A 21,006-nucleotide genomic window follows, 5' to 3' on the forward strand; every position below is an offset into this window, starting at 1 on the left:
GGATTCGACTATGGCCGACAGCATGAGCGAATTCCGCCGGATGGCCGACGACGTACGCAACTGGGGTCGCTGGGGTGACGCCGACGAGATCGGCACGCTGAACTTCATCACCGCCGACAAGGTGGCCGAGGCGGCCGCGACGATCAAACAGGGCAAGGTGATCTCGCTCGGGGGTGACTTCAGCGCCGGGGGACCGCAGGGCGCATTCAAGTTCCGGCAGAACCCGCAGCACGTCATGACCGTCGACGGCGGAGACGCCTCGACGTTGGTCGAGTACGGGCCGCAATGGTTGCGCAACGCCGTGGCCTCGGACGTCAGCGCCTTCTTCGCCGACAACCCGTTCCGCTTCAACGACGACCTCATCGTGATGCCGTTGCAGGCGGCAACCCAGTGGGACGCGCTGTCACACGTGTACTACGAGGACAAGCTCTACAACGGATTCCCGGCCGATTCGGTGACCAGCTTCGGTGCCTTTCACTGCGGTATCGAGAAGGTGGACACCAAGGGCATCACCTCGCGGGGGGTGCTGCTGGATGTGGTGGCGCATCGTGGCGCCGAGGTGTTCTGCGAACCAGGGGCGCCCATCACCCCGGCCGAACTCGACGATGTGGTCGCCGCACAGAACATCGAGATCCGTTCCGGTGACGTCGTGATCGTGCACACCGGTTGGTGGACCCGGTTCCTGCGGACCGGCAACGGCGCCGAGGCGGGCTCCGGGCTGCACTGGACGTGTGCGGCCTGGCTGCACGAGCACGAGGTGGCAGCGGTCGCCGCGGACAACCTGATGGTCGAAGACCCTGACCCGGGCAACGGCGTCGACGGAACCTTCCTGCCGATGCACATGCTGTGCCTGCGGGACATGGGCCTGATGCTCGGCGAGTACTGGGACCTGGGGCCGCTGGCGGCCGACTGCGCCGCCGACGGCGTGTACGAATTCCAGCTCGTCGCAGCGCCGCTGAAAGTGGTCGGTGCGGTCGGAGCACCTGTCAGCCCGATTGCGATCAAGTGAGTGAGCACGTGACAACCACATCTCAACCGTTCATCGTCGGCCTCGGCGGAACACTGCGCGCCAACTCGTCGACCGAGCGCGCGCTGCGCCGCTGCCTGGCCGCGGTGGAGCGGCAGGGCGGGCGGACCAGATTGTTCGCCGCCGAGGAGATCGACCTGCCGATGTACGCGCCGCACGAACTCGAGCGAACCCCGCGGGCACTGGAATTGGTCAAGGCCTTGCGGGACGCCGACGCGGTGGTGGTGGGTTCGCCGGGCTACCACGGGGCGGTGTCGGGTCTGGTCAAGAACGCCCTCGACTACATCGAGGATCTGCGTGAGGATCCACGGGTCTATCTCGACAACACCCCATGGGGCTGTATCAGCTGCGCGTACGGCTGGCAGGCCGCGGTCGGCACGTTGACCCAGCTGCGCAGCATCGGGCATGCGCTGCGGGCCTGGCCGACCCCGCTGGGCGTGGCCATCAACTCCGCCGACCCGGTCTGGGCACCCTCGGGTGAGCTTGCCGACACCGCTCAGGGCAAGGTGGTCGCCAATCAGCTGGAGTTGCTGGCCACTCAGTTGCTGGCGTTCGCCCAGACCACGCAGGTGTCGGCGTGATCGACCAGCACCGCGTGCTGGTCGGCGGCCTGGTCACCGGCTACCTGGAAGCCGGACAGGGCGACCCCGTGGTGCTGCTGCACGGTGGGGAGTTCGGAGCCAACGCGCGCATCGGGTGGGAGCGCACCATCGAGGCACTGGCCGTGCGGTACCGGGTGCTCGCGCCGGACATGCTCGGGTTCGGCGAGTCGGCCAAGGTCGTCGACTTCACCGACGGGCGCGGCATGCGGATCAGACACCTCGCCCGCTTCTGCGAGGTGGTGGGGGTCGACTCGGCGCACTTCGTCGGCAACTCGATGGGCGCCATCAACATCCTCGTCGACGCCACCTCGGAAGCGCCTGTCCTGCCGGTGCGCAGCATCGTGGCCATCTGTGGCGGCGGTGAGATCCAGCGAAACGAGCATGTCAGCACGCTCTACGACTACGACGCCACCCTCGAGGGGATGCGCAAGATCGTCACGGCCTTGTTCCACGACGCGTCCTACCCGGCCGACGAGAGCTATGTGCGACGGCGTTACGACTCGAGCATCGCGCCGGGAGCATGGGAATCGCTGGCAGCAGCACGGTTTCGCCGTCCCGGCCTGGAGCCGCCGAACACTCCGAGCAGTGCGCGCGCCTACGAGCGCATCACCGTGCCGGCCCTCGTGGTGGAGGGCGGCGCCGACAAGCTGCTCCCCAAAGGGTGGGCTGCCGAGATCGCCGGTCAGATCGAACACGGGTGCAGCGTGGTGATCGACCGTGCCGGGCACTGTCCGCAGATCGAGCAGCCCGACGTGGTCAACGCGCTGCTGTTGGATTTCTTCGAAGGGATCGGGAACGAATGACGGACGAACTGGCGGGCAAGGTCGCGATCGTCACCGGCGGCGCGTCCGGCATCGGCCGCGGTATCGCCGAGCGGTTCGCCGCGGAGGGTGCCAGCGTGGTCATCGCCGACGTCCGTGACGACCTGGGCGCCGAACTGGTGGACAAGCTGAACTCAGCCGGGCATCGGACGACGTACCGCCACACCGATGTCGGTGATCAGACGCAGGTCGGCGAGCTGGTGGCGTCGGCGGTCTCCGCATTCGGCGGGCTGCATGTGATGGTCAACAACGCCGGCATCTCCAGCCCGCTGCGCAAAGGGCTGTTCGCCGAGGACTTCGAGGAGTTCGACCGTGTCATGCGGGTCAATCTGCTCGGCGTGATGGCCGGCACCCGCGAGGCCGCCCGGCACATGACCGACAACGGCGGGGGGTCGATCATCAATCTCGGCTCGATCGGCGGCATCCAGGCAGGCGGCGGTGTGTCGACCTATCGGGCGTCCAAGGCGGCCATCATCCACTTCAGCAAGTGCGCGGCCATCGAACTGGCGCACTACGAAGTACGGGTGAACTGCCTGGCCCCGGGCAACATCCCCACCCCGATTCTGGCCACGTCGGCCACCGACGAGGACCGTGAACGCCTCGAGCGGTTCGAAGCTCGCATTCGTCAGCAAATGCGCGATGATCGGCCGCTGAAAAGGGAGGGGACCGCCGAGGACGTGGCCGAAGCGGCGCTGTACCTGGCGACGTCCCGGTCACGGTACGTCACGGGCACCGTGCTGCCCGTGGACGGCGGAACCGTCGCGGGCAAGGTCATCGTCCGGAAGTCCGACCGGGCGAGCGGCTGAGCGATGATCTTTTTAAAGCAGTCGATTGACTTAGCTGTTGTGACCCGGTTCACTGAAGGGGTGACGACGGCGAGAAGCGTGCGGGCAGACCGGGCGAGCACCACCCAGGAAGCGATCTTGAAGGCGGCCGAACGGCTCTACGCCGAGCACGGGGTTTTCGCCGTGTCCAACCGGCAGGTCAGCGAGGCCGCCGGGCAAGGCAACAACGCTGCGGTCGGCTATCACTTCGGCACCAAGGCGGATCTGGTGCGCGCCATCGAGCACAAGCATCGCGGTCCGATCGAGGAGCTGCGTCAGCGGCGCATCGCGGACATCGGTGGCTCGACCGACATGCGCGACTGGGTCGCCGCATTGGTCTGCCCGCTCACCGATCACCTTGCCGCACTGGGGAATCCGACGTGGTATGCGCGGTTCGCGGCGCAGGTGATGACCGATCCGGCCTATCACAACATCATCGTCAAGGACGCCCTGTCGTCCGAGTCGCTGGTGCGGGTGCTCGACGGCATCAACGGATGCCTGCCGGAACTGCCGGCCGACGTGCGCATCGAACGCAACATCATGGGCCGGAACCTGTTGATGCACAGCTGCGCTGAACGCGAACGCCTGTTGGCGCAAGGTGCGGCGGTGGCCCGGCCGTCCTGGCAGGCCGCCGCCACCGGCCTGATCGACGCCATCATCGGTCTGTGGCACGCGCCGGTGACGGAGGTGCCCTGACGTGCGGGTCACCGTCGACCAGGACAAGTGCGTCTCCTCGGGGCAGTGCGTTCTGAACGCCGGCGAGGTCTTCGACCAACGTGACGACGATGGTGTCGTCGAACTCCTGATCGCCGAGCCCGGCCCCGAACACGCCGAGGAGACCCGAAAGGCCGCGGCCGCCTGTCCGGCCCTGGCCATCCACATCGAGGAGTGATCCATGACCGACGAGCGCTTGCGCGTGGGGGTACCGCCCCGCCGAAGGCCAGGGGGAGAGGCGAAATGACCGACACGCTTGCCGAAGGCAAGGTTTCCGCTGACGTCCCGGAGTATCCGATGGAGCGGGATGCGCAGTGTCCGTTCGCGCCGCCGCAACAGATGCTCGACATGAACGACCGCAAGCCGCTGTCGCGGGTGCGGATCTGGAACGGAACGACTCCGTGGCTGGTGACCGGACACGAAGTGGCCCGGGCGTTGTTCGCAGATTCCCGAGTCAGCGTCGACGACCGCCGCGAGGGCTTCCCGCACTGGAACGAGCACATGTTGGCGACCGTCGACAAGCGGCCCAGGTCGGTGTTCACCTCCGATGCCGAGGAGCACACCCGCTTCCGCCGAATGCTGTCCAAGCCGTTCACCTTCCGGCGCGTCGAGGGCCTGAGGTCGGTGATCCAGGAGGTCACCGACGAGTGCATCGACCAGATCCTCGCCGGTCCTCAGCCCGCCGACATGGTCGCCGAACTCGCCCTTCCGGTACCCACCCGCGTGATCAGCGACATGCTCGGGGTGCCCTACGAGGACCATGAGTTCTTCCAGGAACACGCCAACGCCGGTCTGGCTCGCTATGCGGCGGCCGATGCGATGCAAAAAGGCGCGATGAGTCTTCATCAGTATCTGATCAATTTGGTCGAGGAGAAGCAGGCCAACCCTGCCGAGGACGCCGTATCGGATCTGGCTGAGCGGGTCACCGCCGGCGAGATCAGCGTCAAGGAGGCTGCACAGCTCGGCACCGGATTGTTGATCGCCGGGCACGAGACCACCGCCAACATGATCGGTATCGGTATCCTCGCGCTGCTGGAGAACCCTGAACAGGCTGCGCTACTGCGGGATTCGAACGACCCGAAGTTCATCGCCAACGCAGTCGAAGAGCTGATGCGTTACCTGTCCATCATCCAGAACGGTCAGCGCCGAGTGGCGATCGAGGACATCGAGATCGGCGGCGAGACCATTCGGGCCGGTGAGGGCATCATCCTCGACCTGGCGCCGGCCAATTGGGACGCGCACGCCTTCCCGCACCCCGAGAAGCTGGACCTCACCCGCGATGCGGGCCAGCAGCTCGGGTTCGGCTACGGCAGGCACCAGTGCGTGGGCCAGCAGCTGGCGCGTGCCGAGCTGCAGATCGTATTCCACACCCTGCTCCGCCGTATGCCGACGATGAAGCTGGCGATCCCGTTCGACGAGGTGCCGTTCAAGCACGACCGGCTCGCCTACGGCGTCTACGAGCTCCCGGTGGCCTGGTAACCACCGCAAGACCAGCCCTACAGCCCGATTGGAGTACCAACGATGTCGACCCCTACAGCCACACCGTCACCCGCCGCGACACCTTCACCCGCTCAACCCCCGGCCTGGTATCCGCCGGAGGGGTTCGGCGCACCCAAGAACCGGCACGGCCACTCCGGCGGCGGAATCCCCGGGCTGCCCGCCGACACGACGATCTTCTCCGCGGACAACCACATCTCGGTCGCCGACGACATCTTCTACGAACGCTTTCCCGAGGAGCTCAAGGGCGCAGCGCCGCGCATCTGGTACGAGGACGGCGCTTACATGGTCGGCATGAAGGGCAAGGCGTGGACCGGTGGTGACTTCGGTCGCGTCCTCATGCAGTACGACGACCTCGCCGGTGCGGCGTCCAACAACATCGAGGCACGCATCCGCGAACTCAAAGAGGACGGCATCGACAAGGAGCTGGCGTTTCCCAACGCCGTGCTCGCGTTGTTCCACTACCCGGACAAGTCTCTGCGCGAACGCGTCTTCCGCATCTACAACGAACACATCGCCGACCTGCAGGAGCGGTCCAGCGGGCACTTCTATGGGGTCGGGCTGATCAACTGGTGGGACCCCAAGGGCGCCCGCAGCACGCTCGAGGAACTGAAGGCGTTGGGGCTCAAGACGTTCCTGCTACCGCTGAATCCGGGTAAGGACGACGACGGCAACATCTACGACTACGGCAGCACCGCCATGGACGCGGTGTGGGACGAGATCGAAGCATCCGGTGTCCCGGTGAGCCACCACATCGGTGAGACCCCGCCCAAGACGCCGTGCCAGCACAACAGCGTCGTCGTCGGCATGATGGTCAACGTCGACTCGTTCCGCGAGCAGTTCGCCAAGTACGTCTTCTCCGGCATCCTCGATCGCCATCCCTCGCTCAGGATCGGGTGGTTCGAGGGCGGAATCGCGTGGGTGCCCACCGCGCTGCAGGACGCCGAGCACATGCTGGCGTCCTACCGGCACATGTTCAATCACCAGCTCGAGCACGACGTGCGCCACTATTGGGATCACCACATGAGCGCGTCGTTCATGGTGGACCCGCTCGGGTTGCAGTTGATCGACCACATCGGCGTGGACAACGTCATGTGGTCGTCGGACTACCCGCACAACGAAAGCACGTTCGGCTATTCCGAGAGGTCGCTGGCTTCCGTCGTCGAGACGGTCGGCCCTGAGGCGGCGGTGAAGATCGTCAGCACCAACGTGCAGAAGTTCCTGGGGCTGTGACAATGTCCGGGACTGCGTCCAGAACCGCGTCCACTGAACCTGGCGTCACCCAGATCGCCAAGACCGGGTACACCTGGCTGGACATCCCGCCCGAGCCCGATTTCGCCCGGATGCGCAGAGAAGTCGGTGCACGACTGCACGCGGCGATGGCCGAGCAGCGCATCGACGCTGTGGTCCTGCTCGGCAACGGCAACGTCACGTACGCCACCGGGATCAGCTGGCCGCTGGCAGACGCCGGGCTGTCGCATGTCGAGCGGCCGGTCGCCGTGGTTCTCGCCGGCGACGAGCATCCGCACCTGTTCCTGCCCTTTCGAGAAGGTGCGGCCACGGAGTCCGGCCTGCCCGACGACCACATGCACGGGCCGGTCTACCTCGAATTCGACGAAGGCGTCGCACAGTTCGCCACCATTCTGGCCGGCCTCATCCCGGTCGGTGCCACCGTCGCGACGGACGAGCTGACCGGGGCGATGCGGCGCGCCGGCAGTGCGCTGTTTCCCAGCGCTCCGGTGGACGCAGGCCCGGTGATCGGCGCGGCGAAACTGGTCAAGACCATCGACCAGATCGCCTGTATCCGGCGCGCCTGCCAGATCACCGAAGTGGCGGTCGGGGAGATCCAGAGGTCCCTGGCGCCCGGCGCCCGTCAGATCGACCTGTCCGCCGAATTCGTCCGGCGCACCTTCGAACTCGGCGCGACCACGAACATGTTCGATTCGATATGGCAGGTCATGCCCGCCTCGAAAGCCGAGGGAACCTGGACCACCACCGGTGATCTCGCCCTCCCGCTGCTGACCACCGAGCGGGAACTGGCGCAGGGCGATGTGCTGTGGACCGACGTGTCCATCGCCTACCACGGCTACTGCTCGGACCACGGGCGCACCTGGATCGTCGGCCAGGATCCGACTCCTGCCCAGCAGAGGCAGTTCGACAGGTGGGGACACATCGTCGACGAGGTGCTCGCGGTGACCAAGGCCGGTGTCACCTGCGGTGACCTGGGCCGAGCCGCGACCGCGGCGGCGGGCGGTGAGAAGCCGTGGCTGCCGCACTTCTATCTGGGTCACGGTATCGGGACCAGTGCTGCCGAAATGCCCATGATCGGCACGGACCTCGGTCAGAAATGGGACGACGAGTTCGCTTTCCCGGCCGGCATGTTGTTGGTGCTCGAACCGCTGGTGTGGGAGGACGGCACCGGGGGCTATCGCGGTGAGGAGATCGTGGTGGTCACCGAAGGCGGCTGGATGCCGCTGACCGCGTATCCGTACGAGCCGTATGAGGTGACCGATGGGAACTGAGATCGAGGCCGACGGCCGAGCGTTGCGCTTGAGCCGGCGCGAACGAGCGCTGGCCCAGATGGAGGCGCACGACCTCGACGCCCTGGTGCTCGGACGCCAGGCCAACGTCCGCTACATCTCCGGGGCCCCACAACTGTGGGTGGTCGGCACCCGCCCGTTCGGTCCGGTCTGCGAGTTTGTGCGGGAGACCGGAGAGATCCATCTCAACAGCACCTGGGACGAGGGCATACCTGCGGAGATCCCGCACGAGAACCTCTACGGCTTCGCGTGGAATCCGATGACGCTGGTCGGGATCCTGCAGAACATCAAGGGCGCCGAGACGTTCCGGCGCGTCGGCACCGACGCTCTGACCCCGATGTTCGCCCAGCTGCTACCGATGGCGTTCCCGAACGCGGAGCTGGTCGATGCCGAGCAGGCCTTGCAAGCAGCTCGTCGCATCAAGACACCCGAGGAAGTGGCGGCCCTGCGCAACGCTCTCGTGATCGCCGAGAAGGGCGTCGCCGCCGGTGTCGCCGCGCTGAGCGCCGGTGTCAGCGAAAAGGCCTTGGCGGGAACGATACTGGAGGCCGAGGCCGCCGGAGGGGTCAGTACCCCGGCAACGCAGGACGCCGCGTGGGTGACGTCGAAGCAGCATCCGTGGCGTCGCGCCGAGGGGGACGGCCGGGTACGCGACGGTGATCTGGTCGTGTTGTCGGCCGGAGTGCTGGCCGACGGTTATGTCGCCGAAGTGGCGCGCACGCTCGTGGTCGGCGAACCCACCGAGGCAAGCACAGCGCTCTACCGCCGCAGGGACGAGTTGTGGGACAGGCTGGTCGCGTCCTGTCGGCCCGGTGCGACCACGAGCACCTTGCTGGACGCCTATCAACAGGCAGGGGAGGCGCTGCCGGCGATGCCGGTCGCCCACGGTCTGGGTCTGGGATTCGACCCGCCGGTGGTATCGCCGGGGTTACGGGCGACCGCCGAGACCGACGTCCTCGAGGCGGGGATGGTGCTGGCGCTGACCGCCTATGTCTGGGAGCAGGGCGTCGGCGCGGTGCTCACCCGCGATGCGGTGCTGATCACCGACGACGGCGCCGAGATACTGTCGACGTTGCCGGCCTACGGCGAGGCCGTTCATGGCTGAGCGTCCGTCGCCCGAGGAGATCATCCTCTACGACAAAGACCCGAAGACCAAGATCGCGACGATCACGTTCAACCGTCCGGAGTTCCTCAACGCGCCGACCTCGATGGCCCGGCTGCGCTACGCCGACGTGCTGCGCGCAGCCAACGCCGACAACGACGTCAAGGTGGTCATCATCCGCGGCGTCGGCGACAACCTGGGCAGCGGCGCGGACCTACCGGAGTTCATGGAGGGCAACGACGATCCCGCCGTGCGGCTGGCCGAACTGCGGCTGGAGGACGACGGGGTCGGTGAGGTCACCTATCCTCCGAAAGGCACCTTCCGCAACGGTGCCACCATCAGCGCCTGGTACGCCAACTCGCAGGCCGGCAACCGTGCATTGCAGGACTTCAAGAAGATCAGCATCGTCGAGGCGAAGGGCTACTGCTACGGCTGGCATTTCTACCAGTGTGCCGACGCCGACCTGGTGATCTCGTCCGACGACGCTCTGTTCGGTCACCCGTCGTTTCGCTACCACGGGTGGGGTCCCCGGATGTGGACCTGGGTGCAGATGATGGGCCTGCGCAAGTTCCAGGAGATGGTCTTCACCGGTCGGCCGTTCACCGCCGCCGAGATGTACGACTGCAACTTCCTCAACAAGGTGGTCGCGCGCGACCAGTTGGAGGCAGAGACGCAGAAGTACGCGCTCGCCTGCGCGCGGAACCGCCCCGTGGACACGGTGTTCCAGCAGAAGATGTTCTTCGAGATCTTCAAGCAACAGCAGGGCGAGTACCTGGGTAGCCTGCTCAGCGCGTTCTTCGAGTCGATGGGTAACGGGGTGGCCAACGACAGCGACGACGACCTGGACATGTTCGAGTCGATCGACTCCGGCCTCTCTGCGGCAGTCAACGACAACGACAGCAAGTTCCCGCCCGAATTCCGGTTGAGCAAGCGCAACCGGGCCAAGGAGGACTAGACCTTCGGTGCGCCCAGAGCCTGACCCGCCTCTTGCCGGCCACGTCGTCGTCGACCTGTCCAGCGGGATTGCGGGCGCGTACTGCACGAAACTGCTCGCCGACGGTGGCGCCGAGGTGATCAAGGTCGAGCCACCCGAAGGTGACCAACTGCGCGGCTGGTCGGCATCGAGAGCCGAGATCCTCGACGGCACCGATGGTGCGCTGTTCTCGTTCTTGGCCTGCTCGAAGCGCTCCGTGATCGCCGAGCCGGACACCGACGGTGCGTTTGTCGACGCCCTGCTGGCGGGAGCGGATGCCGTCGTCTGGTCCCCGGGGCCGGGCGTGGCCGGCGACGGGCGGTTCGCGCCTGAGGCGATGCGGCGGCGTCACCCGCACCTGACGGTCACCGCGATCACCTCGTTCGGGCTCGAGGGTCCCTGGAAAGACAAGGCCGCGACCGAATTCACGCTGCAGGCCTGGTCGGGCGGGATCGTCGGTCTGGGCCGCGGGGCCCCGGACCGGGCGCCGGTCCACGTCGGCGGTCAGGTGGGCGACTATCTCGCCGGTGCCTACGCCAGCGCAGCGACGATGGCCTCCTGGATGCGCGGCGGCGCCGAGCTCGTCGATGTGTCGAGGCTCGAGACCTCCGTCCTCGGGCTGACCTACTATCCGGTCAGTTACTACGAGATGCTGGGTCGGCCCTGGCGCGACGCGCGCCGCCTGACAGTGCCGGGCATCGCCCGTGCCATGGACGGTCTGATCGACATCGGTTGCGGCACAGCTCAACAGTGGTTCGACCTGTGTGCGATGACCGGCCACGACGACTGGATCGACGAGGACTCGCCGCTGTCGATCACCCAACAGGCCAACGAGAAAGCCGACGAGCTCTACGCGTGGGTGGGCGAGCAGACCGTCGACGAGATCCGGGACCTGGCCACCGCCTTCCGCATCCCCAATGCCCCGGTGGCCAACGGTGCCAACGTCGAAGGGCTGGATCACTTTGTCGCCCGCCGATCGTTCGTGGTCAATCCACGCGAGGGGTTCACTCAACCCACCCACCCCTACCGCATGACGCCCGCGGCGCTACGCCCTCCCGAGCCCGCGCCGCGCCTCGGCGAGCACACCGAGCACTACCGCTCGCGAACGTGCATTCCCCGTAGTGCCGATGCCTGGCCTGCTACCGGGAATGCACGTTCGCGGAAAGGGTTGCCGTTCGCCGGTCTGCGGGTGATCGACATGACCACCTTCTGGGCCGGCCCGAGTTGCACCCACCTGGTGGCCATGCTCGGCGCCGACGTGATCCATGTGGAATCGACCCGCCATCCCGACGGCACCAGGCTGATCGCCGGCATCCCGGTCACCGAGGAACTCTGGTGGGAACGCTCACCGATCTTCTCGGGCCTGAACACCAACAAGCGGGGGGTGACGCTGAACCTGCAGAGCGCGGAGGGCCGCGACCTGCTCAAACGACTGATCGCCACCGCCGACGTCGTGGTGGAGAACTTCACCCCCCGGGTGCTGGAAAGCATGGGACTGACCTACGACGAGGTCAGGGCCGTCCGCCCCGACGTGATCATGCTGCGGATGCCGGGTTTCGGCCTCGACGGTCCGTGGCGCGACAACCCGGCGTTCGCCTACGTCATCGAAGCTGCCGCCGGAATCAGCTGGCTGACAGGTTATCCCGACCGCAATCCGTACGAGCCCTACTCGGTCGGCGACCCCAACGCCGGCATTCACGCCCTCAACGCTCTGCTGCTCGCGCTGGCGCACCGGCAGCGTACCGGCGAGGGCTCGATGGTGGAGGCCGCCATGGTCGACGCAGCGCTGAACGTGGCGGCCGAACAGGTCATCGAATACTCGGCATACGGCGCGGTGCTGGAACGTGCCGGCAATCGCGGTCCCGCCGCCGCGCCGCAGAACCTCTACCGCACCAACGAGATCGATGAGTTCGGCCGCGCTGACAGCTGGGCGGCGATTGCGGTGGCCACCGACGCGCAATGGTGTGGTCTGTGCGATGCGCTGGGCCGACCCGAGTGGATGGTCTCCGGTGAGCTGGCCACAGCGGAACGGCGGTATGCGCACCACGACCTGATCGACCGGCATCTGTCCAGCTGGTGCGCCGATCGCACCGGTGACGAGATCGTATCTGCCCTCTGGGCACATGACGTGCCGGTGGCCAAGGTGCTCCAGCCGCACCGCCAGACCGAACTCGCGCAGCTGCGGTCGCGGAAGTTCTTCGAGCCGGTCGGGCACCCGGTCAATCCGACCTCGCTCCACAGTACGTTGCCGTTTCGCTTCTCCGGAGGCCCGGACCGGGTGCACACCACGCCTGCCCCACTTCTGGGCCAGCACAACCGCGAACTGCTCCGGGAGATCGGGCTCGACGACGCCGACGTCGATCGGCTCGAAGCCGAAGGCGTCATCGGAAGCACGCCGGCCCGCTAGCCTCAGAATCCGTGACGATCGCGTCGACGGTGGCACCGAGGCCGCCGGTGGTTGGTACTTCCATCCGCGGACGGGCGGGGCCACCCTCGGGCCGGGGTGAGGGTCACGCGTCGGGGGACGGGTCTCCCAGCTTGCGGCGGACGGCACCCCAGGGATCGGCGTACTGCCCCGGCTGCTTCCAGTAGGCCCCGCGGCGCTTCAGCAGCGCCCGCACCAGCGGTGCCAGCGCAGTGAGCACATACCGGGACGGCCCGGCCTGCGCGCGTGACTCGTCGAGCATGTCCTGCCACGAATAGTGCTGGAACTGCAGCGCTTCCTGAGCTCGGGCGGTGTCCATCCAGTCGGTGACGAACCAGTCGTCGTCGCTGTTGGGGTCGCCCTTGCGGCCGGGCACCAAGCCGCCCTTGAGGCCGCGGGACTCGGCCAGCGCCTTGCCGACCTCACCCTGGACCCGTCGGTGGGAGTCGTCTCCGGCGATCAGCAGGATCTCACCCACCACGTCTGCGGTCGTAGCGGCGGCGAACGCCCATGCGACGTCGCGAACGTCGACGCTGTGCAATCTGCCGTCGGTGGGCAGCAGGCTCTCGAAGTACAGCGCGTCGGAGGAGAACGGGATCGCCTTGGGATCGGTGCTGAGGACCCCACCGAGTCGCAGCACCACCCACGGGAGCGACGACGCCCGCACAATCTCCTCGGCCTGCGCCTTGTGGGCGCTGTAGAGGTCGGAGTGCTTCAACGGCATGTCCGCGGTCACCGGTCCGGTTGCGCGGTGCGGATTCCGTGAACCGAAGACAGCATTGCTGGACGCCTGCACGAACCGCGGGGGTTCGGGCTGTCCCTCGGCGATCTTCACCAGGGTCGCGGTGGCGTCGACATTGACTTTCCGGGCCAGCGACCGGTTCTTGTAGATCCCCGGAGGAATGATCGCGGCCAGGTGGATGATGACCTCGGGGGCCACGTCGGCGACCAACTCCGCGGTCTGCTCGGCGTCGGTGAGGTCGACCCACCGTGCCGTGACTCCGGCGGGTAGTGCCGCCTGCGCCTCGCGGTTGGCGGGGCTGCCCAAGTCGGCGACGACGACGGTGCGTCCGAGCTCGGCCAGTCGTCGCACCGTGGCCGATCCGACCAGCCCGAACCCCCCGGTGACAAGCACCGTACCCGGCATCAACGCCCCCTAGCTGCGGATATGACATTCTCCAAATCTGAGAGTAGCATATCCATCTACCATGTCCGACGAGCCGGCCGAGACGGCCAAATGGGATCCCGGTTTCACCCGTCAGATCACCAGCTGGGTGGGGCCGGTCATCAAACGATACTTCCGTGCGGAAGTCCGTGGCATGGACGCCCTGCCCGCCGCCGGCGGTGCGCTCGTCGTGTCGAACCACTCGGGCGGCATGCTCACCCCTGACGTGCTGGTTTTCGCGCCGCAGTTCTACGGACACTTCGGCTTCGACCGGCCGCTCTACACCCTGGCGCACTACGGCGTGTTCGTGGGTCCGCTCGGCGACTACCTGCGGAAGGCGGGCGTGATCGAGGCCAGCCGGGAGAACGCGGCAGCGGCATTGCGATCGGGTGCGGTGCTGGTGTTTCCGGGTGGTGACTACGACTCCTACCGTCCGACGATGACGGCGAACGTCGTGGATTTCAACGGCCGCACCGGATATGTGCGTACCGCCGTCGAATCCGGTGTGCCCATCGTGCCGATGGTGTCCATCGGTGCGCAGGAAACTCAGCTGTTCCTGGCCCGCGGCGCCTCGCTCGCACGCCGCCTCGGCCTGACCCGTGCGCGGATGGAGATTCTGCCCGTCAGTGTCGGCTTTCCGTTTGGGCTCTCGCTGATCGTCCCACCCAACCTCCCGCTCCCGGCCAAGATCGTGACCCGCGTCCTGGAGCCGATCGACGTGGTCGCCGAGTTCGGCGAGAACCCCGACGTCGACGAGGTCGACGGGCACGTGCGCGCGGTCATGCAGGCGGCGCTCGACGATCTGGCTCGCAACCGCCGTTTTCCGATTCTGGGCTGAGCATGGCGGATGCCCGGGCGTTGTTCCGCACGCTGTGGCGTGCCCGGCTCATCGCGCCGATGCGCCCGGACCGATACCTGCGCATGGGGATGGCGATGCGTCGTGCCGGCCTGACCGCCACAGTGGGCTTCGCCGCGGCGGCCCAGCGCTGCCCCGACCGCGCGGGCCTGATCGACGAACGCGGCACATTGACCTGGAGGCAGCTCGACGACCGTTGTGACGCACTCGGTGTCGCGCTGCAGCAGAAGAATTCGCACTCCGGCCTACCGGCGACGGTGGCGGTGATGTGCCGAAATCATCGCGGTTTCATCGAGGCGCTGGTGGGCGCCAACCGCATCGGTGCCGATGTCGTGTTGTTGAACACGTCGTTCGCCGGGCCCGCCATGGCAGAGGTGATCGAGCGGGAGAGCGCCGGCAGGCCGATCAACGTGATCTATGACGAGGAGTTCACCGACACCGTCGAGCGGGCGCTGCGCGACATTCCGAACGCCACGCGGATACTGGCCTGGGCCGACAGCGCCGACGGAACCGACGTAACCCACAGCGCCACCGCCACAGTCGACTCACTTATCGAGGCTCACCTCGGCCGACGGCCGCAGCCTGCCAGCCGCAAGAGCGACGTGATCCTGCTGACTTCCGGCACCACCGGAGCGCCGAAGGGCGCCAAACGATCTGCCGGCAGCGGCGGCGCGGGCGACCTGAAGGCAGTCCTGGACCGCACTCCGTGGCGCGCCGAGGAGCCGATCGTCATCGCCGCGCCGATGTTTCACGCGTGGGGCTTCTCGCAGCTGCTGTTCGCCGCGCTGCTGGCCTGTCCGATCGTCACCCGTCGCAGGTTCGATCCGGAGGCCACGCTGGCGCTGATCGACCGGCACCGGGCCACCGGTCTGGCCGTGGTGCCGGTCATGTTCGACCGCATCATGGACCTGCCCGACGACGTGCGAAACCGCTACAGCGCCAAGTCGCTTCGTTTCGCCACCGCGTCGGGCTCGCGGATGCGCCCGGACGTGGTCACCGCGTTCATGGACCAGTTCGGCGACGTGATCTACAACAACTACAACGCCACCGAGGCGGGCATGATCGCGACCGCCACTCCCGCAGACCTGCGCGCGGCGCCGGACACCGCGGGCCGACCCGCCGACGGTACCGAGCTGCGCATCCTCTCCGCCGACCACCGGGAGGTGGCCGACGGAGAGGTCGGCCAGATCTTCGTGCGCAGCTCGACGCTGTTCGACGGATACACCTCGGGTGCCACCAAGGACTTCCACGACGGTTTCATGGCCTCGGGGGACATGGGATACCTCGACGCGGCCGGCAGGCTGTTCGTGGTCGGTCGCGACGACGAGATGATCGTCTCCGGCGGGGAGAACGTCTATCCCATCGAGGTGGAGAAGATCCTCACCGCCCATCCGGGCGTGGCCGAAGCGGCGGTGCTCGGTGTGGACGACGAGCAGTACGGCCAGCGGCTCGCCGCGTTCGTGGTACTCGACAAGGGGGCGTCCGTCGAGGTGGACGACCTCAAGCAGCACGTCCGTGACAACCTCGCCAATTACAAGGTGCCTCGCGACATCACACTGCTGCCCGCGTTGCCGCGCGGCAGCACCGGCAAGATCCTCCGCAACGAGTTGCGCAACCGGGCAGGTTAGCTCTCGGCCGGCGCCGGAGCCATCGCCGAATCCACGACGCCGGGGATCGGTAGTCCGCAGACGCGACGTAATTCTGCGAACGCGTGGACCATTGCGTCGGTGGCCTCGTGCGGATCGTCGAAGGTGGCATCGTCGGACAACACCGCGATGTCGACCTGATCGACATAGCTCCACACTGTCATGTTGAACGCACTGCCCGCCGAAAGCACACCCACCGAGTAGATCTCGGTGACCGGTGCCCCGCCGATGTGTCCCCGCCGTCGGGGGCCGGGCACGTTGGACACCGCGACGTTCATCAACCGGTTGTGATCGGCGCGCTTGGCCTGCAGGCGGAACAGCGTCGGCGCGAGCGGCGGGGGCAGGTACTCGAGCATGCGGCTCTGCAGGGCCGGCCCGAGCAGGTCGTTGTCCTCCTTGGCCCTGGCGGTCGCCAGCGACGTCAGCCTCACCCGTTGCATTGCGTCGTCGACGTGCACCGGCAGCGAGACCATCATCCCGCCGATTTCGTTGCCCGTGACCCGCTCCGCGGATTTGTCGATCGCGACCGGGACCGTCGCCAGGATGGGGCGGTCGGCCCGCCCGTCGTGACGCAACAACAACTCGCGCAGTCCACCGGCGGCCACGGCCAGTACGACGTCGTTGAATGTCACGCCCAGGTGTTTGGCGGTCTCCTTGACCTCGGGCAGCGACAGCGACGCCGTCGCGAACGTGCGGACCGGCGACACGACGTGGTTGAGAAACGTGGGCGGGGCATTGAAGGGTCTGGCCAGATCCGGATGAGCGCGGCGTTGGCGGGACCGCCGTCGTAACCGAGTGAAGCCCCGCGCCGCGTCGGCCACGAGTCCGGGTAACCCGGCGATGTTCCGAAAGTGGTCCAGCTGAGCTTCTTTGAGTAGTTCCCCGTCGGACGGGTTGTCACAGCCGGCCGGGGGATCGTCGCGTTCGTCCTGTTCGTCGCCGGACAGATCCATCAGCCGGGCAAGCAGATTGGCCGACGCCACCCCGTCGGCGAGGGTGTGGTGCACCTTCCCGATCAGGGCGAACCGCTGGTCGGCCATTCCCTCGGCGAAGTGGAATTCCCACAACGGCTTGGTGCGGTCCAGCGGCGTGCTGGCGATCTCGCCGATCAGCCGGTCGAGTTCACGGCGACCGCCTGGGGCGGGCACCCGGACCCGACGCAGGTGATAGTCCAGGTCCACCGGACAGTCCTGCAACCACATCGGGTGATGCAGGTGCCATGGTATGTCGACCAGCCGGTAGCGCAACGGGTCCAGCAGATGCAGCCGGCGCGCGACCGTGCGGTGGAACGCGTCGAATCCGTACGGGGCTCTGTCCTCGTCGGCGTAACCCGACGCATCGAGTATCGCGACTTTCAGCGTATGGGTGTGCAGGTTCGGGGTCTCGCTGTACAACAGCATGGCGTCCATGCCGTTGAGCCGCTTCATGGACAGACATGCAACCACCCGAACGCCATGATCACTGCGGATTCGGCGGAATGCCTCAGCCGCCGAGGATGTTCAACGCATCGGGGGTCTTCACGTCGACGGACGCCGCCGCGTAGCGCTGTGCCCAGTGCTGCGGGGAGGGCTACGCCGACGTCGTCACTTCAGGCAGCTGCCGCCGTCCACCGGCAATGTCACACCGGTGATGAAGCGCGCCTCGTCGGAGGCGAGGAACAACACCGCGTTGGCGATGTCCTCCGGCTCCACCCAGCCGATCGGCAGGGTGTGCATGAGCTGGCCGACCACCTTCATGTCGTCCGGACCCGGGTTCTCCAGATCGGGACGGAACAGCTTCATCGTCGGTTCGTTCATGAACAGCGGGGTGTTCACGTTGGTCGGGTGCACCGAGTTCACCCGGATGTTCTGCGCCCCGAGCTCGACGGCGAAGGTGCGCATCAAGCCGACCACACCGTGCTTGGCGGCAACGTAGTGCCCGGTGTGCGGGTACGCCTTCAGGCCGCCGACCGAGCTGGTCAGGATGATGGAACCGCCGTTGCCTCCGGCAAGGATGTGCGGCACACCGGCTTTCACCGTTTTCCACACCCCGGACAGGTTCACCCCGATCATGTCGTCCCAGTCGGGTTCACCGGTCTTGTCGAGCGTCTGACCGCCGTTGCCGATACCGGCGTTGGCGATGATGATGTCGAGCTTGCCGAACTCCTCGACACCGGCGTCGACGGCAGCCTTGAGCGCGTCGTAGTCACGAACGTCGACCTCTGCGGTGTGGATGCGGCCACCGGCGTTCTTGACCATATCCGCGGTCTCGGCCAGGTCCTCCGGTGAGGACAAGGGGATCAGCACACTGTCGATCTGCCTGCAGATGTCGACGGCGATGATGTCGGCGCCCTCCTGGGCCATGCGCACAGCGTGCGCCCGTCCCTGACCGCGCGCCGCGCCGGTGATGAACGCGACCTTGCCTTCTACCCGTCCTGCCATGATGTGTGGTCCTTCTGATCGATGTGATGGTTGAACGTCAGGAAATGAAAGTGGGCATGGCTTCCCAGCCCCGCACGGCGGTGGTCTGCGACGGCGCGGCGTTCGCCCAGTCGACATCCCACTCCGGGAACCGCTTGAGGATCTCCTCGAGCGCGATGCGGCCTTCGAGTCGGGCCAGCGCATTGCCCATGCAGAAGTGGGTTCCAGCACCGAATGTCATGTGCGAGCGCTGTTCCCGGTGGATGTCGAAGACGTCGCCATCGGGCGCGAAACGGCGGTGGTCCCGGTTGGCGGCGCCCACCAGCATCAACATTGCCGAGCCCTCGGGCACCGTCTGTCCGTAGTAGGAGACGTCTCGACTGACATAGCGCGCGATCTGCAGCGCCGGAGGCTCCCAGCGCAGGATCTCTTCGATCGCCTGCGGAATGAGGTCGGGGTTCTCGGCGAGCTCGCGTCGCTGGTCGGGGAAGTCGGCCAACGTCTTGCCGGCCCACCCGATCAGGCGGGTGGTGGTCTCGGCCCCCGCGGTGGCGACCACCGTCAGATACATCAGCAGTTCATCACGGCGCAGCCGCCGCACCGTCCCCGTCTCGTCGGTGAACTCGGCGGTCAGCAGGTCGGTCATGATGTCGTCGGAGGGATGCTCGGCGCGGTAGTCGATGAACTCGGCGAACACCTCACCGGTCGCCAGCAGGTCGACCTGCTCGTTCATCAACGTCGCCTCGCCGTGGTCGGCGACGCGGCGCTGATGCTCTTCGGGAATGCCGAGCAGCATGCCGATCACGCGCATGGGCATCTGTTCACCGAGGTCGTTGACGAAGTCGAAGCGCCCGGACCCCACGAGCGGATCCAGGCAGCGTGCGGTGAACTCGCGGATCTGCGGTTCCAGTGCCAGCACCTTGCGCGGGGTGAACATGCGCGACAGCAGATTACGGTGGATGTTGTGGATCGGCGGATCCTCGAAGATCAAGGTGCCGGGCGGGATCTCCATGCCGGACTTGATGATCTCGAGAAGCGCCCCGCGCCCCGAGATGAAGGTGTCGTGATCGATGACGGCCTTGTTGACATCGTCGAAACGGCTCAAGGCATAGAAGTCGTGCTTGTCGTTGTAGTACAACGGCGCTTCTTCGCGTATCCGGGCGAACACCGGATAGGGGTTCATGTTCAGTTCGACGCTGTACGGGTCGTAATACAGGTCGTCGACCGTCGAGGCGCCCGGTAGGTCGGAGTTCTCGGCGCTGATCGTCACAGGTGTCCTCTCGCTGGACCGGTCTTGGCGTAAGACATCAGGCTACGATTTGTCTCACAACTCTGGCACCGTGGCCATGTGCGTGTCAATGCCCGACTCTTCTGAGGCGAGTGCAACTCTTGGAAAAGAAGAATGGTCTTCTCGAATGCGGAAGTCTTGTCAACGGCGTGGTACGCGACGCCCCATGGGGCGCGCAAGCGTTAACAGGATTCTAGCGAGCGGAGAGCGAGATTCTTGCCTATTCGGCGGCGAAACCGTGGGAGCAGAAGTCCCACACCTCGTCGGCTGTGATCGGATGGGCAGCTCCGTCTTCGCCGTCGCTGCTCGACTGCGCGACGAACATCACCGTCTGCATGGTCATGGCTGCCATCCGCTTGGCATTGATGCTGTCGCGCAGCTGGCCCGCGGCGCTGGCCTCTTCCATCAGCTCGGTGAGCAGCGCGAGCAGCGGGGCGTGGGCCACCTTGACCTCGGACGGGTGGGACACCAGCAGTCGTGGGGCGAAATCGGTGAACAGCGGACGCTTGGCCGATGGGTCCGGGCGAGACGACTCGAACAGCAGCTTGACGGCCACTTCGAGGCGTTCCAGCGGGTCGGCCTGGCTCGCCGTCGCGGCCCGAATCTGGTCCGCGGACCGACTCAGGGCATCCTCGAACAGGGCGAGCAGGAGCTCGTGCTTGCCGTCGAACTGCAGGTAGAAGCTGCGCAACGACTGTCGGGACCGGTCGACGACTTCCTGGACGGTGAAGTCGGTGCTGCCCTTCTCGATGATGATTGCCTGCGCAGCGTCGAGGAAGCGCTGCACACGCTGAGCTGCCCGCAGTTTGGCGGTTTTGATGGAACGCTCGACCGCCCTTTGCTTCCAGGCGGGCTCTTCGCTGGGACTTGTCACCGGCGACTCGACTGTAGGCCGACTGGGGAGAACATGAACTGACTGTACCGGAGAACGCCTTGCCATAGCGGTCCTCGACCCCCTCTCGGCCCACGTGTCAGAGATTGTAACTTCCTCATCCTGAGAATAGTATTCTCATTTTCGAGATAACAGAAGGGCCTCGTGGATAGTCGGACGTGACACGGTTCAACTCAACCGTTGTGCTCGCTACCGGCATTCCCGTGCGGCCCGCTGCGCCATCCGTGGTACCCGC

The 21,006-nt window shown here is 66.5% G+C and carries 19 protein-coding genes; 14 read left to right on the forward strand and 5 right to left on the reverse strand.

Annotated elements, in window-relative coordinates:
- The first annotated feature begins 10 nt into the window (after positions 1 to 10).
- From J3476_RS21785 to J3476_RS21840, 12 genes are all read left to right on the forward strand, one after another.
- Entirely contained in the window at positions 11 to 1,009 is a 999-nt protein-coding gene (locus tag J3476_RS21785; RefSeq protein WP_207068429.1) for a cyclase family protein, read from the forward strand.
- 8 nt (positions 1,010 to 1,017) lie between these two features.
- The gene (locus J3476_RS21790; RefSeq protein WP_207068430.1) at positions 1,018 to 1,608 is read left to right on the forward strand and encodes an NADPH-dependent FMN reductase; all 591 of its coding nucleotides are present in this window, start codon (positions 1,018 to 1,020) and stop codon (positions 1,606 to 1,608) included.
- Positions 1,605 to 2,432 carry an alpha/beta fold hydrolase gene (locus J3476_RS21795; RefSeq protein ID WP_207068431.1) on the forward strand — a complete coding sequence of 276 codons (828 nt, stop codon included), beginning with the start codon at positions 1,605 to 1,607 and terminating at the stop codon, positions 2,430 to 2,432. Before J3476_RS21790 ends, J3476_RS21795 begins: the two co-directional genes overlap by 4 nt.
- A complete protein-coding gene (locus tag J3476_RS21800; RefSeq protein WP_207068432.1) occupies positions 2,429 to 3,256 on the forward strand; it encodes an SDR family NAD(P)-dependent oxidoreductase in 828 nt (275 codons plus the stop codon). The genes J3476_RS21795 and J3476_RS21800 overlap by 4 nt, the downstream gene beginning before the upstream one ends.
- A 3-nt stretch (positions 3,257 to 3,259) precedes the next feature.
- On the forward strand, positions 3,260 to 3,970 hold the full coding sequence (locus J3476_RS21805; protein ID WP_207068433.1) for a TetR/AcrR family transcriptional regulator: 711 nt from the start codon (positions 3,260 to 3,262) through the stop codon (positions 3,968 to 3,970).
- A 1-nt stretch (position 3,971) separates the two neighbouring features.
- Positions 3,972 to 4,166 carry a ferredoxin gene (locus tag J3476_RS21810; protein ID WP_207068434.1) on the forward strand — a complete coding sequence of 65 codons (195 nt, stop codon included), beginning with the start codon at positions 3,972 to 3,974 and terminating at the stop codon, positions 4,164 to 4,166.
- A gap of 65 nt (positions 4,167 to 4,231) precedes the next feature.
- Positions 4,232 to 5,467 carry a cytochrome P450 gene (locus J3476_RS21815; RefSeq protein ID WP_207068435.1) on the forward strand — a complete coding sequence of 412 codons (1,236 nt, stop codon included), beginning with the start codon at positions 4,232 to 4,234 and terminating at the stop codon, positions 5,465 to 5,467.
- Between the two features lie 42 nt (positions 5,468 to 5,509).
- Complete coding sequence (locus J3476_RS21820) at positions 5,510 to 6,718, forward strand: amidohydrolase family protein (protein ID WP_207068436.1); 1,209 nt, start codon at positions 5,510 to 5,512, stop codon at positions 6,716 to 6,718.
- Between the two features lie 2 nt (positions 6,719 to 6,720).
- Positions 6,721 to 8,007, forward strand: a complete 1,287-nt coding sequence (locus tag J3476_RS21825) for a Xaa-Pro peptidase family protein (protein WP_207068437.1) — start codon at positions 6,721 to 6,723, stop codon at positions 8,005 to 8,007.
- On the forward strand, positions 7,997 to 9,130 hold the full coding sequence (locus J3476_RS21830; protein ID WP_207068438.1) for a Xaa-Pro peptidase family protein: 1,134 nt from the start codon (positions 7,997 to 7,999) through the stop codon (positions 9,128 to 9,130). The genes J3476_RS21825 and J3476_RS21830 overlap by 11 nt, the downstream gene beginning before the upstream one ends.
- Entirely contained in the window at positions 9,123 to 10,082 is a 960-nt protein-coding gene (locus J3476_RS21835; RefSeq protein ID WP_207068439.1) for an enoyl-CoA hydratase/isomerase family protein, read from the forward strand. The genes J3476_RS21830 and J3476_RS21835 overlap by 8 nt, the downstream gene beginning before the upstream one ends.
- A gap of 7 nt (positions 10,083 to 10,089) precedes the next feature.
- Positions 10,090 to 12,507 carry a CoA transferase gene (locus J3476_RS21840; protein ID WP_207068440.1) on the forward strand — a complete coding sequence of 806 codons (2,418 nt, stop codon included), beginning with the start codon at positions 10,090 to 10,092 and terminating at the stop codon, positions 12,505 to 12,507.
- A gap of 103 nt (positions 12,508 to 12,610) precedes the next feature.
- Here J3476_RS21840 and J3476_RS21845 read toward each other — a convergent pair whose 3' ends face one another.
- Positions 12,611 to 13,672: an NAD(P)-dependent oxidoreductase gene (locus tag J3476_RS21845; RefSeq protein ID WP_207068441.1), complete on the reverse strand. Its 1,062-nt coding sequence runs from the start codon at positions 13,670 to 13,672 to the stop codon at positions 12,611 to 12,613.
- A gap of 61 nt (positions 13,673 to 13,733) precedes the next feature.
- Between J3476_RS21845 and J3476_RS21850 the strand changes: the two genes are divergently transcribed.
- The gene (locus J3476_RS21850) at positions 13,734 to 14,528 is read left to right on the forward strand and encodes a lysophospholipid acyltransferase family protein (protein ID WP_207068442.1); all 795 of its coding nucleotides are present in this window, start codon (positions 13,734 to 13,736) and stop codon (positions 14,526 to 14,528) included.
- A gap of 2 nt (positions 14,529 to 14,530) precedes the next feature.
- The gene (gene fadD12, locus J3476_RS21855; protein WP_207068443.1) at positions 14,531 to 16,174 is read left to right on the forward strand and encodes an acyl-CoA ligase FadD12; all 1,644 of its coding nucleotides are present in this window, start codon (positions 14,531 to 14,533) and stop codon (positions 16,172 to 16,174) included.
- On the opposite strand, the gene J3476_RS21860 is transcribed toward fadD12, so the two are convergent.
- From J3476_RS21860 to J3476_RS21875, 4 genes are all read right to left on the reverse strand, one after another.
- Positions 16,171 to 17,619 (reverse strand): wax ester/triacylglycerol synthase family O-acyltransferase, encoded by a 1,449-nt coding sequence (locus J3476_RS21860; RefSeq protein ID WP_207068444.1) that lies wholly within the window; start codon positions 17,617 to 17,619, stop codon positions 16,171 to 16,173. The two genes, fadD12 and J3476_RS21860, sit on opposite strands and share 4 nt — an antisense overlap.
- Before the next feature lie 156 nt (positions 17,620 to 17,775).
- Positions 17,776 to 18,612 carry a mycofactocin-coupled SDR family oxidoreductase gene (locus J3476_RS21865; protein WP_207068445.1) on the reverse strand — a complete coding sequence of 279 codons (837 nt, stop codon included), beginning with the start codon at positions 18,610 to 18,612 and terminating at the stop codon, positions 17,776 to 17,778.
- A gap of 37 nt (positions 18,613 to 18,649) precedes the next feature.
- Positions 18,650 to 19,774 carry a cytochrome P450 gene (locus J3476_RS21870; protein ID WP_286183525.1) on the reverse strand — a complete coding sequence of 375 codons (1,125 nt, stop codon included), beginning with the start codon at positions 19,772 to 19,774 and terminating at the stop codon, positions 18,650 to 18,652.
- Positions 19,775 to 20,099: 325 nt separating this feature from the next.
- Entirely contained in the window at positions 20,100 to 20,819 is a 720-nt protein-coding gene (locus J3476_RS21875) for a TetR/AcrR family transcriptional regulator (protein WP_207068447.1), read from the reverse strand.
- Positions 20,820 to 21,006: the final 187 nt, after the last annotated feature.

It is taken from the genome of Mycobacterium sp. PO1, assembly GCF_017312405.1.
Taxonomy (GTDB): domain Bacteria; phylum Actinomycetota; class Actinomycetes; order Mycobacteriales; family Mycobacteriaceae; genus Mycobacterium.